Source organism: Lelliottia sp. F153, assembly GCF_002870005.1.
GTDB lineage: Bacteria > Pseudomonadota > Gammaproteobacteria > Enterobacterales > Enterobacteriaceae > Enterobacter > Enterobacter nimipressuralis.
In genome coordinates, this window is the sequence record NZ_PKFT01000010.1 from 113,334 (window position 1) to 128,099 (window position 14,766).

General features: G+C 53.9%; 16 protein-coding genes. 15 read left to right on the top strand and 1 reads right to left on the bottom strand.

Annotated elements, in window-relative coordinates; translation table 11 throughout:
- Positions 1-496 precede the first annotated feature (496 nt).
- Entirely contained in the window at positions 497-1,444 is a 948-nt protein-coding gene (rluC, locus tag F153LOC_RS18990) for a 23S rRNA pseudouridine(955/2504/2580) synthase RluC (RefSeq protein ID WP_181827608.1), read from the top strand.
- Positions 1,445-1,500: 56 nt separating this feature from the next.
- Here the strand turns inward: rluC and F153LOC_RS18995 are convergent, their stop codons facing one another.
- Positions 1,501-2,085: a nucleoside triphosphate pyrophosphatase gene (locus tag F153LOC_RS18995; RefSeq protein ID WP_100780589.1), complete on the bottom strand. Its 585-nt coding sequence runs from the start codon at positions 2,083-2,085 to the stop codon at positions 1,501-1,503.
- Between the two features lie 140 nt (positions 2,086-2,225).
- Between F153LOC_RS18995 and yceD the strand changes: the two genes are divergently transcribed.
- The 14 genes from yceD to ptsG all read left to right on the top strand — a co-directional run bounded on the left by yceD (position 2,226) and on the right by ptsG (position 14,603).
- Complete coding sequence (gene yceD, locus F153LOC_RS19000) at positions 2,226-2,747, top strand: 23S rRNA accumulation protein YceD (RefSeq protein ID WP_100780588.1); 522 nt, start codon at positions 2,226-2,228, stop codon at positions 2,745-2,747.
- Between the two features lie 16 nt (positions 2,748-2,763).
- A complete protein-coding gene (gene rpmF, locus F153LOC_RS19005; RefSeq protein ID WP_071844907.1) occupies positions 2,764-2,937 on the top strand; it encodes a 50S ribosomal protein L32 in 174 nt (57 codons plus the stop codon).
- Between the two features lie 132 nt (positions 2,938-3,069).
- Positions 3,070-4,104 (top strand): phosphate acyltransferase PlsX, encoded by a 1,035-nt coding sequence (gene plsX / locus F153LOC_RS19010; RefSeq protein ID WP_206732569.1) that lies wholly within the window; start codon positions 3,070-3,072, stop codon positions 4,102-4,104.
- A 6-nt stretch (positions 4,105-4,110) separates the two neighbouring features.
- Complete coding sequence (locus tag F153LOC_RS19015) at positions 4,111-5,064, top strand: beta-ketoacyl-ACP synthase III (protein ID WP_102105540.1); 954 nt, start codon at positions 4,111-4,113, stop codon at positions 5,062-5,064.
- A 13-nt stretch (positions 5,065-5,077) separates the two neighbouring features.
- Positions 5,078-6,007 (top strand): ACP S-malonyltransferase, encoded by a 930-nt coding sequence (fabD, locus tag F153LOC_RS19020; protein ID WP_102105539.1) that lies wholly within the window; start codon positions 5,078-5,080, stop codon positions 6,005-6,007.
- Between the two features lie 12 nt (positions 6,008-6,019).
- Complete coding sequence (fabG, locus tag F153LOC_RS19025) at positions 6,020-6,754, top strand: 3-oxoacyl-ACP reductase FabG (protein ID WP_100780584.1); 735 nt, start codon at positions 6,020-6,022, stop codon at positions 6,752-6,754.
- 154 nt (positions 6,755-6,908) lie between these two features.
- Positions 6,909-7,145, top strand: coding sequence for an acyl carrier protein (gene acpP, locus F153LOC_RS19030; RefSeq protein ID WP_003857954.1), 237 nt, complete (start codon positions 6,909-6,911; stop codon positions 7,143-7,145).
- Positions 7,146-7,236: 91 nt separating this feature from the next.
- Positions 7,237-8,478 carry a beta-ketoacyl-ACP synthase II gene (fabF, locus tag F153LOC_RS19035; protein WP_100780583.1) on the top strand — a complete coding sequence of 414 codons (1,242 nt, stop codon included), beginning with the start codon at positions 7,237-7,239 and terminating at the stop codon, positions 8,476-8,478.
- 123 nt (positions 8,479-8,601) lie between these two features.
- Positions 8,602-9,411 carry an aminodeoxychorismate lyase gene (gene pabC / locus F153LOC_RS19040; RefSeq protein ID WP_102105538.1) on the top strand — a complete coding sequence of 270 codons (810 nt, stop codon included), beginning with the start codon at positions 8,602-8,604 and terminating at the stop codon, positions 9,409-9,411.
- 2 nt (positions 9,412-9,413) lie between these two features.
- Positions 9,414-10,436, top strand: coding sequence for a cell division protein YceG (yceG, locus tag F153LOC_RS19045; protein ID WP_102105537.1), 1,023 nt, complete (start codon positions 9,414-9,416; stop codon positions 10,434-10,436).
- Positions 10,426-11,067 (top strand): dTMP kinase, encoded by a 642-nt coding sequence (gene tmk, locus F153LOC_RS19050; protein WP_100780580.1) that lies wholly within the window; start codon positions 10,426-10,428, stop codon positions 11,065-11,067. The genes yceG and tmk overlap by 11 nt, the downstream gene beginning before the upstream one ends.
- Positions 11,064-12,068 (top strand): DNA polymerase III subunit delta', encoded by a 1,005-nt coding sequence (gene holB, locus F153LOC_RS19055; protein ID WP_102105536.1) that lies wholly within the window; start codon positions 11,064-11,066, stop codon positions 12,066-12,068. Before tmk ends, holB begins: the two co-directional genes overlap by 4 nt.
- Positions 12,069-12,078: 10 nt before the next feature.
- Positions 12,079-12,873 carry a metal-dependent hydrolase gene (locus F153LOC_RS19060; protein ID WP_102105535.1) on the top strand — a complete coding sequence of 265 codons (795 nt, stop codon included), beginning with the start codon at positions 12,079-12,081 and terminating at the stop codon, positions 12,871-12,873.
- A gap of 296 nt (positions 12,874-13,169) precedes the next feature.
- Positions 13,170-14,603, top strand: coding sequence for a PTS glucose transporter subunit IIBC (gene ptsG / locus F153LOC_RS19065; RefSeq protein WP_100780577.1), 1,434 nt, complete (start codon positions 13,170-13,172; stop codon positions 14,601-14,603).
- Positions 14,604-14,766: the final 163 nt, after the last annotated feature.

Below are 14,766 nucleotides of genomic sequence, written 5' to 3' on the forward strand. Positions count from 1 at the left end.
GGCCTCGTGACTATTGACGTCGCCAACCTCACGGTTGTCGCTCGCTTAAGAGGCGCAAAGTGTCGGTTGCCTGTATTTCATACGGAAATACAGCGCAATTATCAGGGGAACAGCCTGGGAACACTCTCCAGAGAAGATTCCATTTACCGGTAAGTACTGCAACCCGCAGCCCGCTAACTGTCTGAAAGATCAATACGTCTTACGCCATTGCTGCGTGGATGATCGGTCAGACAAAATGGGTCATTCCGTCGACATCCTTACTTAACCAGGATTTAACACGGAAAACGGATTCATTATTCCATTGCTAACCCGGTTATAGCAAGATGACTTTTACCATTTATCACCCGGTTACTCACAGTTTCTCCACTTCAACGAGAGGATTGGTTTAATAACCACCAAATCGATTGCGCGTGAACAAACCTGCCCGGGCAAAAGTAAATATAAGCATAGAAAAATGAGTGGCGCTAATGCGTATCGATATTTAGAATCGCCAACCATGAAAACAGAGACTCCATCCGTAAAAATGGTTGCTATCGCCGATGATGAAGCGGGGCAACGAATCGATAACTTTTTACGCACCCAGTTGAAAGGCGTGCCAAAAAGTATGATTTATCGCATCTTGCGCAAAGGCGAGGTGCGGGTAAATAAAAAGCGCGTGAAACCTGAGTACAAACTCGAAGCGGGCGATGAAGTGCGTATTCCGCCAGTGCGCGTCGCTGAACGCGAAGAAGAGGCGGTTTCGCCGCATCTGCAAAAAGTCGCCGCGCTGACTGACGCTATCCTTTATGAAGACGATCATATCCTGGTGCTGAATAAACCCTCCGGCACGGCGGTGCACGGCGGCAGCGGTTTGAGCTTTGGCGTGATCGAAGGCCTTCGCGCCCTGCGCCCGGAAGCACGTTTCCTCGAACTGGTTCACCGTCTGGACCGCGATACCTCTGGTGTGTTGCTGGTGGCCAAAAAGCGCTCGGCGTTACGTTCACTGCACGAGCAGCTGCGTGAGAAGGGGATGCAAAAGGACTATCTGGCGCTGGTGCGCGGTCAGTGGCAGTCCCATGTGAAAGTGGTGCAGGCACCGTTGCTGAAAAACATTCTGCAAAGCGGTGAGCGCATTGTGCGGGTGAACAGCGAAGGTAAACCGTCTGAAACTCGCTTTAAAGTAGAAGAGCGTTACGCATTTGCGACACTGGTGCGTTGTAGCCCGGTTACCGGCCGTACCCACCAGATTCGCGTGCATACGCAACATGCCGGACATCCCATTGCGTTTGATGACCGCTACGGCGATCGTGAGTTTGATAAACAGCTGGCCGGAACGGGGCTGTCGCGTCTCTTCCTGCACGCTGCGGCGCTGAAATTCACCCATCCTGGCACAGGTGAAGTGATGCGCGTCGAAGCGCCGCTGGATGACCAGCTGAAACGCTGTCTGAAAGTGTTACGCGGTTAAATATAGGCCGGGTGGCGCTGCGCTTACCCGGCTTACCAAAACAGGGCCATTTACGATCAGGCAGAAAGCGGATTGAAGTGTTCGCGTCTGAGCATCTGGCATAACGCAATCAGCGGCAAGCCGACCAGCGTATTTGGATCGCGCCCGTCCAGTTTTTCAAACAACGCAATCCCCAAACCTTCACTTTTGAAGCTCCCTGCGCAATTAAGCGGGCGCTCTTTGCGCACATAATCCTCAATCTCCTGATCGCTCAGATGGCGGAAGTGAACGTCAAAGGGTTCGCATTCCGTTTGCAGATGGCCCGTGGCGGAGTTGTAAAGCGCAAGGCCGGTGTAAAAGGTAACAATGGTGCCGCGGGCTTTCATGAGCTGCAGGCGCGCGTTCTCTTCAGTGTGAGGTTTACCCGTGATTTCACCGTCGAGCACGCAAACCTGATCGGAGCCTATAATCAGATGGTTGGGATAGCGAGCGGCCAGACTTTGCGCTTTTTCCTGTGCCAGACGTAACACCAGATGACGCGGAGATTCAGCGTGATGCGGCGTTTCGTCAGCGACGGGGGCGGCACATTCAAACGGGATCCCCAGCTTTTCAAGCAACGCGCGGCGGTATGACGAAGTGGAAGCAAGCACGAGATTTGGCATATTTTTTTCACCAGATATAGCGTATCGATGCCAGCCATTTTAAACTACAGGCCGCAATGTGTGCGAATAATTGGCAAAAGGCAGCCCTGGTTGCCTTTTTCTTTGACTCTATGACGTTACAAAGTTAATATGCGCGCCCTATGCAAAAGGTAAAATTACCCCTGACTCTTGACCCGGTTCGTACGGCTCAAAAACGCCTCGATTACGAAGGTATTTATACCGCCGATCAGGCTGAACGTATCGCCGAGTTTGTGGTCAGTGTGGACACTGATGTGGAATGCTCCATGTCGTTCGCTATCGATAACCAGCGCCTGGCCGTTCTGAACGGTGATGCAAAGGTCACGGTAACGCTCGAGTGCCAGCGTTGCGGGAAACCGTTCACACGTCATGTTCACACAACGTATTGTTTCAGTCCGGTTCGTTCTGACGAACAGGCTGAAGCACTCCCGGAAGCGTATGAGCCGATTGAGGTTAACGAATTCGGTGAAATCGATCTGCTGGCAGTGGTTGAAGATGAAATCATCCTCGCCTTGCCGGTAGTTCCGGTGCATGATTCTGAACACTGTGAAGTGTCCGACGCGGACATGGTCTTTGGGGAACTGCCTGATGAAGCGCAAAAACCAAACCCATTTGCCGTATTAGCCAGCTTAAAGCGTAAGTAATTAAGGAGTAAGGTCCATGGCCGTACAACAGAATAAACCAACCCGTTCCAAACGTGGCATGCGTCGTTCCCATGACGCGCTGACTGCAGTTACCAGCCTGTCTGTAGACAAGACTTCTGGTGAGAAACACCTGCGTCACCACATGACTGCCGACGGTTTCTACCGTGGCCGCAAGGTAATCACTAAGTAATCACGCGCTACTCAACGAATTTTACCGTGCGGGACGCCTGCATCGTGAAAGACGAAGAGTAAACGTGATGAAGCTTAGTGAGGCATTCCCCGCGAAAGCGGGGGATACACCGAACCGGGCAGCGAAGATACCTTGACACGTCTAACCCTGGCGTTAGATGTCATGGGAGGAGATTTCGGGCCTTCCGTGACAGTGCCTGCAGCATTGCAGGCACTGAATTCTAATTCGCAACTCACACTTCTTTTAGTCGGCAATCCCGACACCATCACGCCATTACTTGCAAAAGCTGACTTTGAACAACGTTCACGTCTGCAGATTATCCCTGCGCAGTCAGTTATTGCCAGTGATGCCCGGCCCTCGCATGCGATCCGCAACAGTCGCGGAAGCTCAATGCGAATTGCGCTGGAACTGGTAAAAGAAGGGCGGGCTGAAGCCTGCGTCAGCGCCGGAAATACCGGTGCGCTGATGGGACTGGCGAAATTAATGCTCAAGCCCATTGAGGGGATTGAGCGTCCTGCGCTGGTGACGGTGTTGCCGCATCAGCAGAAGGGCAAAACGGTGGTGCTCGATCTGGGCGCTAACGTCGATTGCGATAGTACGATGCTGGCCCAGTTTGCCATTATGGGCTCGGTGCTGGCAGAAGAAGTGGTGGGAATTGTGAATCCCCGCGTTGCGTTGCTGAATATCGGTGAAGAAGAGACCAAGGGTCTTGATAGCATCCGTGATGCCGCAGAATTGCTAAAATCCATGCCGTCAATCAACTATATTGGCTATCTTGAAGCTAATGAATTATTGACCGGAAAGACCGATGTTCTGGTGTGTGACGGGTTTACCGGCAACGTAACGTTAAAGACGATGGAAGGGGTGGTTCGAATGTTCCTTTCCCTGCTGAAATCGCAGGGCGAAGGCAAAAAAAGGTCCTGGTGGCTGATTTTATTAAAGCGTTGGTTACAAAAAAGCCTGGCGCGGCGATTCAGTCACCTCAACCCCGACCAGTATAATGGCGCCTGTCTGTTAGGATTGCGCGGCACGGTGATTAAGAGTCATGGTGCGGCCAATCAGCGAGCCTTTACCGTCGCGATTGAACAGGCAGTGCAGGCGGTGCAGCGACAAGTCCCTCAGCGGATTGCCGCTCGCCTGGAATCTGTATTAGCTAAAAGTGACTGAGCGTACATGTATACGAAGATTTTAGGTACCGGCAGTTTTCTGCCTGAACAAGTGCGAACCAACGCCGATCTGGAAAAAATGGTCGATACGTCTGACGAGTGGATTGTCACCCGCACAGGTATTCGTGAACGCCGTATCGCCGGTCCAGATGAAACTGTAACCACGATGGGCTATGAAGCGGGCCTTCGCGCGCTGGAAATGGCAGGTATTGATAAAGACGAGATCGGTCTGATCGTGGTCGCGACTACGTCCGCACCTAACGCCTTCCCAAGCGCAGCCTGTGAGATTCAGGCTAAGCTCGGCATTAAAGGCTGCCCGGCGTTTGACGTTGCAGCTGCCTGCGCAGGTTTTACCTATGCGCTGAGCGTTGCCGATCAGTACGTGAAGTCTGGCGCGGTGAAATATGCGCTGGTGATTGGTGCAGACGTGCTGGCACGTACCTGCAACCCGGAAGATCGCGGAACGATCATTATTTTTGGTGATGGTGCGGGCGCTGTACTGTTAGGTCAGTCAGAAGAGCCGGGCATTATCTCGACGCATTTGCATGCCGATGGGCGCTATGGCGAGCTGCTGACGCTGCCTAACGCCGATCGCGTGAACCCGGACAGCTCCATTTACCTGACCATGGCAGGCAATGAAGTGTTCAAGGTTGCGGTCACGGAACTGGCGCACATCGTCGATGAGACGCTGGAAGCGAACAATCTGGAGCGCTCTGCGCTTGACTGGCTGGTGCCGCATCAGGCGAATCTGCGCATTATCAGCGCCACGGCCAAAAAGCTGGGCATGTCCATGGATAACGTTGTTGTGACCCTCGATCGTCATGGCAACACCTCTGCGGCGTCGGTACCCTGCGCGTTTGACGAAGCGGTACGCGATGGACGAATTAAACGAGGCCAACTGGTCTTGCTTGAAGCCTTTGGTGGCGGTTTCACCTGGGGCTCCGCGCTGGTTCGTTTCTAATTAAGGATTAAAAATGACGCAATTTGCTTTTGTGTTCCCGGGTCAGGGTTCTCAGTCGGTTGGGATGTTGTCTGAATTAGCGGCACAGTACCCAATTATTGAAGCGACTTTCCGTGAAGCATCAGACGCTCTGGGCTACGATCTCTGGGCGCTGACTCAGCAGGGTCCGGCGGAAGAGCTGAATAAAACCTGGCAGACGCAGCCTGCATTGCTTACCGCATCCGTTGCGTTGTGGCGTGTCTGGCAGCAGCAGGGCGGTAAAGCGCCTGCAATGCTGGCAGGTCATAGCCTGGGTGAATATTCTGCACTGGTATGTGCGGGCGTCATTGGTTTTGCCGATGCCGTGCGTCTGGTCGAAATGCGTGGCAAATTCATGCAGGAAGCGGTTCCGGAAGGGACTGGTGCGATGTCCGCCATTATTGGTCTGGATGATGCTTCGATTGCCAAAGCGTGCGAAGAATCAGCCGAAGGGCAGGTCGTTTCACCGGTGAACTTCAACTCCCCGGGCCAGGTTGTCATTGCGGGCAACAAAGAAGCCGTTGAGCGTGCAGGCGCTGCCTGTAAAGCGGCGGGCGCGAAGCGCGCACTGCCACTGCCGGTGAGCGTCCCGTCTCACTGTGCACTGATGAAACCGGCTGCTGAAAAACTGGCGGCTGAGCTGCAAAAAATCACTTTTAACGCACCAACGGTTCCGGTTGTGAACAACGTTGATGTGAGATGCGAAACGGCGCCGGAAGCGATTCGCGATGCGCTGGTTCGTCAGCTTTACAGCCCAGTGCAATGGACCAAAACCGTTGAGTTTATGGCCGCACAGGGCGTTGAGCACCTGTATGAAGCAGGCCCGGGTAAAGTCCTGACCGGCCTGACCAAACGTATTGTTGATACCCTGACGGCATCGGCTATTAATGAGCCAGAAGCCCTGTCAGCGGCACTCGCGCAATAAAAGAGGATTACCATGAGTTTTGAAGGAAAAATCGCGCTGGTAACGGGCGCAAGCCGCGGTATCGGACGTGCAATTGCTGAGACCCTGGTCGCGCGTGGCGCGAAAGTCATTGGTACTGCCACCAGTGAGAAGGGCGCTCAGGCGATTAGCGACTATTTAGGTGCGAACGGTAAAGGTCTGATGCTGAATGTGACCGATGCTGCATCTATCGAATCTGTTCTGGAAAATATTCGCGCAGAGTTTGGCGAAGTGGATATTCTGGTAAATAATGCCGGTATCACTCGCGACAACTTACTGATGCGAATGAAAGACGACGAGTGGGACGATATCATCGAAACCAACCTGTCATCTGTATTCCGTCTGTCAAAAGCGGTAATGCGAGCTATGATGAAAAAGCGTCATGGCCGTATTATCACTATCGGTTCTGTGGTTGGTACCATGGGAAATGCTGGTCAGGCCAACTACGCTGCGGCGAAAGCAGGTCTGATTGGGTTCAGTAAATCGCTGGCGCGCGAAATCGCGTCACGCGGGATTACTGTAAACGTTGTTGCTCCGGGCTTTATTGAAACGGACATGACGCGTGCGCTATCTGACGATCAGCGTGCGGGTATTCTGGCGCAGGTTCCTGCGGGTCGCCTCGGTGGCGCTCAGGAAATCGCCAGCGCGGTTGCATTTTTAGCCTCTGACGAAGCGAGTTACATCACTGGTGAGACTCTCCACGTCAACGGCGGGATGTACATGGTTTAACCACGATCGAAAATATTTGCGTTATTAGGGCGAATGGCCTCAAAATAACGTAAAATCGTGGTAAGACCTGCCGGGATTTAGTTGCAAATTTTTCAACATTTTATACACTACGAAAACCATCGCGAAAGCGAGTTTTGATAGGAAATTTAAGAGTATGAGCACTATCGAAGAACGCGTTAAGAAAATTATCGGCGAGCAGCTGGGCGTTAAGCAGGAAGAAGTTGTGAACTCCGCATCCTTCGTTGAAGACCTGGGCGCAGATTCTCTTGACACCGTTGAGCTGGTAATGGCTCTGGAAGAAGAGTTTGATACTGAGATTCCGGACGAAGAAGCTGAGAAAATCACCACCGTTCAGGCTGCCATTGATTACATCAACGGTCACCAGGCGTAAGTGAACATCTCCAGGCGGTCATTCGACCGCCTGAGTTTTATCTTTTTTAGTCCCACGAATCCTTTTTTTTATCCCTCCCTGGAGGACAAACGTGTCTAAGCGTCGTGTAGTTGTGACCGGACTTGGCATGTTGTCTCCTGTCGGCAATACCGTAGAGTCCACCTGGAAAGCTCTCCTTGCCGGTCAGAGCGGCATCAGCCTAATCGACCATTTCGATACTAGCGCCTATGCAACGAAATTTGCTGGCTTAGTAAAGGATTTTAACTGTGAAGAGATCATCTCGCGCAAAGAACAGCGCAAGATGGATGCCTTCATTCAATATGGAATTGTCGCTGGCGTTCAGGCCATGCAGGATTCTGGCCTTGAGATTACGGAAGAGAACGCAACCCGCATTGGCGCCGCTATTGGCTCCGGGATTGGCGGCCTTGGACTGATCGAGGAAAACCACACCTCTCTGGTGAATGGTGGCCCGCGTAAGATCAGCCCATTCTTCGTTCCGTCCACGATTGTTAACATGGTGGCTGGTCACTTGACCATCATGTTTGGCCTCCGTGGCCCAAGCATTTCTATCGCAACTGCCTGTACGTCTGGTGTGCATAACATCGGTCAGGCCGCGCGTATCATTGCTTATGGTGATGCAGACGCTATGGTTGCCGGTGGTGCTGAAAAAGCCAGTACTCCGCTGGGCGTTGGTGGTTTCGGTGCGGCGCGCGCGCTGTCTACCCGTAACGACAATCCTCAGGCTGCGAGCCGTCCGTGGGACAAAGACCGTGATGGTTTTGTTCTGGGCGATGGTGCTGGCATGATCGTACTTGAAGAGTACGAACACGCGAAAAAGCGTGGCGCGAAAATTTATGCAGAAATCGTTGGTTTCGGCATGAGCAGCGATGCCTATCACATGACCTCTCCGCCGGAAGATGGCGCGGGTGCGGCACTGGCGATGGTGAACGCGATTCGCGACGCGGGTCTCGAGCCGGGCCAGATTGGCTATGTTAACGCCCACGGCACCTCGACGCCTGCAGGCGATAAAGCGGAAGCTCAGGCCGTGAAGTCTGTATTTGGTGATGCTGCCAGCCGTATTATGGTCAGTTCCACCAAATCCATGACCGGCCACCTGCTGGGTGCTGCAGGTGCAGTAGAGTCCATCTACTCCATCCTGGCCCTGCGCGATCAGGCTGTTCCGCCGACCATCAACCTGGATAACCCGGATGACGGTTGCGATCTGGACTTCGTTCCACACGAAGCGCGCCAGGTGAGCGGTCTGGAGTACACGCTGTGTAACTCCTTCGGCTTCGGTGGCACCAACGGTTCTCTGATCTTCAAAAAGATCTAAGTCTCGCTGCCCGGTTGCGATAAATGAAAAGGTCCGCTTGTCGGGCCTTTTTTATTCGGTTTTCTTCCCTTGTTCTGCATTATTCATCCTGCCAAACTATCGTGTCACGAAAAAGGAGCCTCCATGTTCTTAATCAATGGCCAGCAGCAGGATTATCTTCCCGCCAGCGACAGGGCGACCCAGTTTGGCGATGGCTGCTTCACTACGGCACGCATTGTTGAAGGCGAGGTCTGTCTGCTCGCCGCGCATCTTCAGCGTCTGCAAATGGCCTGCGAAAAGTTGCTGATCCCGTTTAATCACTGGGCAGAGCTTCAGCGTGAAATGATCAACCTGGCTAAAGGCAACCCTCGCGGCGTGCTGAAAGTCATTATCAGCCGGGGGGCGGGCGGACGCGGCTATAGCGGGGCAAGTTGCCTGAATCCCACTCGAATCCTCTCTGTTTCAGCTTATCCCACGCACTACGACGTATGGCGTCGCGACGGCATCAGCCTGGCGCTCAGCCCGATTCGCCTGGGCCGTAATCCCTCGCTTGCAGGGATAAAACATCTCAACCGACTTGAGCAGGTGCTGATCCGCGCTCATCTTGAACAGTCAGACGCTGATGAAGCGCTGGTTCTTGACAGCGAAGGTCTCATTACGGAATGCTGTGCGGCCAATTTACTGTGGCGACAGGGTCATGACGTATTCACGCCTAAGATGGATCAGGCCGGTGTGAATGGCATCATGCGACAGTTTTGTTTGCAGCATCTGGCACACTCCGGTTTTCGCGTTGTCGAAGTTCACGCAGGCGAAGAGGCACTGCGGGATGCCGATGAGGTGGTCATCTGCAATGCATTAATGCCCGTCGTGCCGGTTCGAGCTTATGCCCAGAAGCAATGGTCGTCGCGTGAGTTGTACTCGTTTTTAGCCCCACTGTGTGAGCAAACAAGATAGTCATGAAAAAAATGTTGCGCTTTGTCCTCCTCCTTATCGTCGTGATGGTTATCGCTGGCGGCGTGGGAGTCTGGAAAGTTCGTCAGATGGCGAACAGTCACATTCTGATTAAAGAAGAGACCGTATTCACGCTGAAAGCAGGTACCGGGCGCCTGGCGCTGGGCGATCAGCTTTACGGCGATAAAATCATTAACCGCCCACGGGTATTCCAGTGGCTGCTGCGTCTTGAGCCGGAGCTTTCGCATTTTAAAGCGGGGACCTACCGCTTTACGCCGGGTATGACGGTGCGTGAAATGCTTGAACTGCTGGAAAGCGGCAAAGAGGCGCAATTCCCGCTGCGATTCGTCGAAGGCATGCGCCTGAGCGACTACCTCAAACAGCTGCGCGATGCGCCCTACATCAGCCATACGCTGAAAGATGACCAGTACGCGACCGTCGCCGAGGTGCTGAAGCTTGAGCATCCCGAGTGGGTGGAAGGCTGGTTCTGGCCTGATACCTGGATGTATACCGCAGGCACCACCGACGTCGCCATTCTCAAGCGCGCACACAAAAAAATGGTTATCGCCGTTGAGAAAGCGTGGGAAGGGCGCGCAGAAGGTCTGCCGTATAAAGATCAAAACCAGTTTGTCACCATGGCCTCGATTGTCGAAAAAGAGACGGCCGTCGCCAGCGAGCGCGATCAGGTGGCATCGGTCTTTATCAATCGTCTGCGTATCGGCATGCGGCTGCAAACGGACCCTACGGTGATTTACGGAATGGGTGAGAACTACGCCGGGAAGATAAGCCGTAAGGATCTGGAAACGCCAACGGCGTATAATACCTACGTGATTAGCGGTTTGCCGCCAGGCCCAATCGCGACGCCGAGCCAGGCATCACTTGATGCCGCCGCACATCCGGCACACACACCGTATCTCTATTTTGTGGCTGACGGAAAAGGGGGGCATACCTTTAACACCAACCTTGCCAGCCATAATCGCTCTGTTCAGGACTATCTGAAGGCACTTAAGGAAAAAAATGCGCAGTAATTACATCGTCATAGAGGGGCTGGAAGGCGCCGGGAAAACCACCGCACGTAACGTGGTGGTCGACACACTGAAAGAGCTGGGCATCGGGGAGATGGTTTTCACCCGCGAGCCGGGCGGGACTGTGCTTGCCGAGAAGCTGAGAAGCCTGGTGCTGGACATCAAATCCGTCGGGGACGAAGTGATTTGCGATAAAGCTGAAGTGCTGATGTTTTACGCCGCCCGCGTGCAGCTGGTCGAGACGGTGATCAAACCGGCGCTGGCAGAAGGGCGCTGGGTGATTGGTGATCGTCACGATCTCTCGACCCAGGCCTATCAGGGCGGTGGACGCGGTATCGATCAGGCCATGCTTGCAACGCTGCGCGATGCCGTGCTGGGCGATTTCCGCCCCAATCTGACGTTGTATCTGGACGTTACGCCAGCCGTAGGTCTGAAACGCGCCCGCGCGCGCGGTGAACTGGATCGTATTGAGCAAGAGTCGCTGGATTTCTTTAACCGCACCCGTGCGCGCTATCTTGAACTGGCCGCGCAGGACAGCTCGATTCGTACCATTGATGCGACCCAATCCCTTGAGGATGTCACCCGTTCGATCCGCGAAACGGTCACTGCGTGGGTACAGGAGCAGCAGGCATGAAATGGTACCCATGGCTGCGTCCGCACTTTGATCAGCTGATTAGCAGCTATCAGTCCGGTCGGGGGCATCATGCGTTACTGATTCAGTCGTTACCCGGCATGGGTGATGACGCCCTGATTTATGCGATTACGCGTTTTCTGATGTGTCAGCAGCCGGAAGGCAGTAAAAGCTGTGGCAAATGCCGCGGTTGCCAGCTGATGCAGGCGGGGACGCACCCGGACTACTACACGCTGGAGCCGGAGAAGGGCAAAAGCTCGCTCGGGATTGATGCGGTGCGTGAAGTCAGCGAAAAGCTGTATGAACATGCCCGTCTCGGCGGGGCGAAAGTGGTCTGGCTGAAGGATGCGGCGCTGCTGACGGAAGCTGCCGCGAATGCGCTGCTCAAAACGCTGGAAGAGCCGCCGGTGAACACCTGGTTCTTCATGTCCTGCCGTGAGCCGGGCCGATTACTGGCCACATTGCGCAGCCGTTGCCGACTTCACCACCTCGCCGCACCCCAGGAATCATGGGCGTTGAGCTGGCTTGAGCGGGAAGTGACGGTGTCACAAGATGCAGCGTTAACCGCGCTGCGCCTGAGCAGCGGCGCACCTGCCGCCGCCCTCGAACTGCTGCAAAAAGAGACCTGGGCACAGCGAGTGCAGCTTTGCGATGCCCTGAGCGGCACGCTGGAGAGCCGGGACTGGCTAAGTCTGTTAAGCGCGCTGAACCACGAGCAGGCGCCCGCACGGCTGCACTGGCTGGCATCCCTGCTACTGGACGCCCTCAAATTACAGCAAGGCGCACAGCTACTGAGCAATACCGACGTCTGGCCGCTGGTCAATACGCTGGCGAATCAGCTATCGGGGGCCATACTGCGTGCGATCTTCCACGACGTCAGCGTGTGCCGCGAACAACTCTTAACCGTAACCGGCGTGAATCGCGAGCTGTTACTCACGGACCTGTTACTGCGTACGGAACATTACCTGCAACCAGGCACACAGCTGCCTGCTTCCCATCTCTGAGAGAGACATCATGTTTTTAGTCGACTCACACTGCCATCTCGATGGCCTGGATTATCAATCACTGCATAAAGACGTGGACGACGTACTGGCGAAAGCTGCCGCCCGCGATGTGAAATTCTGTCTGGCGGTCGCCACCACTTTACCGGGATACCGCGCAATGCGCGATTTGGTGGGTGAGCGCGATAACGTGGCCTTTTCCTGTGGCGTGCATCCGCTCAATCTGGATGAAGAGTATAACGTAGAGGATCTGCGCCGTATGGCAGCGGAAGAGGGCGTGGTCGCGATGGGTGAAACCGGGCTAGACTATTTTTACACGCCGGAAACGAAATCCCGCCAGCAGGCGTCCTTTCGCAACCACATCCGCATCGGACGCGAGCTAAACAAGCCGGTTATCGTCCATACCCGCGATGCGCGCGCCGATACGCTGGCGATCCTGCAGGAAGAAAAGGTGACGGATTGCGGTGGCGTACTACACTGTTTCACAGAAGACAGAGAAACAGCGGGCAAGCTGCTTGATTTAGGGTTTTATATCTCGTTTTCCGGGATCGTGACGTTCCGTAATGCTGAACAACTGCGTGATGCCGCGCGTTATGTGCCTCTCGACCGCATTCTGGTGGAAACAGATTCTCCTTATCTGGCACCGGTGCCGCATCGCGGTAAAGAGAACCAGCCAGCCATGACGAGAGATGTGGCCGAGTACATGGCCGTCCTGAAGGGCGTCAGCCTCGAAGAGTTGGCACGTGCCACCACGGAAAACTTCGCCAATTTGTTCCACATCGCCCCCGCCCGCCTGCAATCTGTTTGAAACACCTGTTTTTTTTAGGCTCGTAATTAATAAACAAAGCGAGTAAAGTTCACCGCCTTATTTAGGGCGGTGACGGTGTTTTTAGACATATCTGGAAATGCTTTTTGTAAATTACTGAAAGTTTTTTGATCGTCTGAGGCTGAAACGTGATAGCCGTCAAACAAAGTCACAGGGATTTATTTTACTCTGTGTAATAAATAAAGGGCGCTTAGATGTCCTGTCCACGGCGCGGTTCTCCCCCCGTGCCCATGCGTGAAAGCGTAAAAAAGCACAAATACTCAGGAGCACTCTCAATTATGTTTAAGAATGCATTTGCTAACCTGCAAAAGGTCGGTAAATCGCTGATGCTGCCAGTATCCGTACTGCCTATCGCAGGTATCCTGCTGGGCGTCGGTTCTGCAAACTTCAGCTGGCTGCCAGCCGTAGTTTCACACGTGATGGCCGAAGCAGGCGGTTCTGTTTTTGCTAACATGCCGCTGATCTTCGCTATCGGTGTCGCTCTGGGCTTCACCAATAACGATGGTGTATCTGCTCTGGCTGCGGTTGTTGCTTACGGCATCATGGTGAAAACCATGGCTGTGGTTGCGCCACTGGTTCTGCATTTACCTGCTGAAGAGATCGCAGCGAAACACCTGGCGGATACCGGTGTTCTCGGCGGTATCATCTCCGGTGCTATTGCAGCCTACATGTTTAACCGCTTCTATCGCATCAAGCTGCCTGAGTATCTGGGCTTCTTCGCGGGCAAGCGCTTCGTACCGATCATCTCTGGTCTGGCTGCGATCTTCATGGGCGTTGTGCTGTCCTTCATCTGGCCTCCAATTGGTACGGCTATCCAGACCTTCTCTCAGTGGGCTGCATATCAGAACCCGGTTGTCGCGTTCGGTATCTACGGTTTCGTTGAGCGCTGCCTGGTACCATTTGGTCTGCACCACATCTGGAACGTTCCATTCCAGATGCAGATTGGTGAATACACCAACGCCGCAGGTCAGGTATTCCACGGTGATATCCCACGTTACATGGCAGGTGACCCAACTGCAGGCAAACTGTCTGGCGGCTTCCTGTTCAAAATGTACGGTCTGCCGGCTGCTGCGATTGCTATCTGGCACTCTGCTAAACCAGAGAACCGTGCAAAAGTGGGCGGTATCATGATCTCCGCAGCGCTGACCTCGTTCCTGACCGGTATCACCGAGCCGATCGAGTTCTCCTTCATGTTCGTTGCGCCGATCCTGTACGTTATCCACGCTATTCTGGCAGGCCTGGCATTCCCAATCTGTATCCTGCTGGGTATGCGTGACGGTACATCCTTCTCGCACGGTCTGATCGACTTTATCGTTCTGTCCGGTAACAGCAGCAAACTGTGGCTGTTCCCAATCGTTGGTGCGTGCTACGCAGTGGCGTACTACACCATCTTCCGCGTGCTGATCAAAGCACTGGACCTGAAAACGCCAGGTCGTGAAGATTCTACTGACGATGCGAAAGCGACCTCTACCAGCGAAATGGCTCCTGCTCTGATTGCAGCATTCGGCGGCAAAGAAAACATCACTAACCTGGACGCGTGTATCACTCGTCTGCGTGTGAGCGTTGCTGACGTGGCTAAAGTTGACCAGCAGGGTCTGAAAAAACTGGGCGCAGCGGGCGTTGTTGTTGCAGGTTCGGGTGTTCAGGCAATCTTCGGGACTAAATCCGATAACCTGAAAACCGAAATGGATGAATACATCCGCAGCAACTAAGTTGTGACCTGGGGAGACTAAGGCAGCCGAATGGCTGCCTTTTTTATCCCTGCATGAACACCACCTCCTATGGAGGTGGTCAGCAATAAGTTGGCTCTGCCAATAATGCTACTCATGGGAAAATCCGAATCTGTTATCCCCATAACTGATAAGGATTTAACCA

Coding starts and splice junctions, on each gene's coding strand:
- holB (WP_102105536.1), top strand. CDS start 11,064: ATGAAATGGTACCCATGGCTGCGTCCGCACTTTGATCAGCTGATTAGC.
- fabD (WP_102105539.1), top strand. CDS start 5,078: ATGACGCAATTTGCTTTTGTGTTCCCGGGTCAGGGTTCTCAGTCGGTT.
- yceG (WP_102105537.1), top strand. CDS start 9,414: ATGAAAAAAATGTTGCGCTTTGTCCTCCTCCTTATCGTCGTGATGGTT.
- tmk (WP_100780580.1), top strand. CDS start 10,426: ATGCGCAGTAATTACATCGTCATAGAGGGGCTGGAAGGCGCCGGGAAA.
- yceD (WP_100780588.1), top strand. CDS start 2,226: ATGCAAAAGGTAAAATTACCCCTGACTCTTGACCCGGTTCGTACGGCT.
- F153LOC_RS19015 (WP_102105540.1), top strand. CDS start 4,111: ATGTATACGAAGATTTTAGGTACCGGCAGTTTTCTGCCTGAACAAGTG.
- F153LOC_RS18995 (WP_100780589.1), bottom strand. CDS start 2,085: ATGCCAAATCTCGTGCTTGCTTCCACTTCGTCATACCGCCGCGCGTTG.
- acpP (WP_003857954.1), top strand. CDS start 6,909: ATGAGCACTATCGAAGAACGCGTTAAGAAAATTATCGGCGAGCAGCTG.
- rpmF (WP_071844907.1), top strand. CDS start 2,764: ATGGCCGTACAACAGAATAAACCAACCCGTTCCAAACGTGGCATGCGT.
- fabG (WP_100780584.1), top strand. CDS start 6,020: ATGAGTTTTGAAGGAAAAATCGCGCTGGTAACGGGCGCAAGCCGCGGT.
- pabC (WP_102105538.1), top strand. CDS start 8,602: ATGTTCTTAATCAATGGCCAGCAGCAGGATTATCTTCCCGCCAGCGAC.
- F153LOC_RS19060 (WP_102105535.1), top strand. CDS start 12,079: ATGTTTTTAGTCGACTCACACTGCCATCTCGATGGCCTGGATTATCAA.
- ptsG (WP_100780577.1), top strand. CDS start 13,170: ATGTTTAAGAATGCATTTGCTAACCTGCAAAAGGTCGGTAAATCGCTG.
- rluC (WP_181827608.1), top strand. CDS start 497: ATGAAAACAGAGACTCCATCCGTAAAAATGGTTGCTATCGCCGATGAT.